The 820-nt window shown below is 55.2% G+C and carries 1 protein-coding gene; it reads left to right on the forward strand.

Going from position 1 to position 820, the window contains the following annotated elements:
- Positions 1–248: 248 nt before the first annotated feature.
- A partial coding sequence (locus NG895_RS05190) for an IS110 family transposase (protein ID WP_252851401.1) occupies positions 249–820 on the forward strand: 572 nt, incomplete at its 3' end.

Consider the following 820-nt stretch of genomic DNA (forward strand, 5'->3'; position numbering starts at 1 on the left):
ATAGAAGCTGTGATGGGAGGTGGGAGAGGTTGTGGTGAGCCACCCCGCTTTCCAGGGGTGCATCGCCCGTAGAATGAAGAGACGTCTGCCGGAATGGATCCGGCAGACGCGCGGACTCGGTAGATCGTGATGGGTTGACGCCTAGACGTCGTGGGACATCAAGATCGCCGGTCCTTTTCGTTGTGAACCCGAACAGCCGGAGGAGCCACGCACCACGTGAGCTCGAACTCACTATCCAGGGAATAGCGATGAAGTACAACCGAATTATTGGCGTGGATGTCGCCAAAAACAAGCTCGACATCTATAACTCGAAGACGCAGCAGCACCAGGTGATCGACAACTCGCCTGCAGCCATCGCATTCTTCCTCTGCGAATTAAAGCGAGGCCGGACCAGGACACTGGTGGTCATGGAAGCCACTGGAGGCTACGAACATCTGCTGGTCGAGCAACTGTTGGACAAGAGTATCGATTGCTCGGTCGTCAATCCGCTCCAGATCCGCAACTTCGCCAAAGGCTGCGGCATGATCGAGAAAAACGACAAGTTGGACGCCCGGATCATTGCCCGGTTTGGGGAAGTTGTCACACCCAAACTGCGAGAAAAGCCTTCGGATAGTGAAGCGAAGCTGAAATCGCTTGTCCATCGTCGCGATCAGATCCTCTCGCAAATCTCTGCCGAGCGAAATCGGCTGCAGCAGACTCCCGATGAAGAAACCAAAACGATGATCCACCACGCCATCCATTTCTACAAGGCACAAATTCGCACTGTGGACCAGCGCATCAGCCAGGTCCTGGAGGAGTGTGCCGAATTGACCGCGAAAGC

Source organism: Aeoliella straminimaris (assembly GCF_024054565.1).
Lineage (GTDB): Bacteria > Planctomycetota > Planctomycetia > Pirellulales > Lacipirellulaceae > Aeoliella > Aeoliella straminimaris.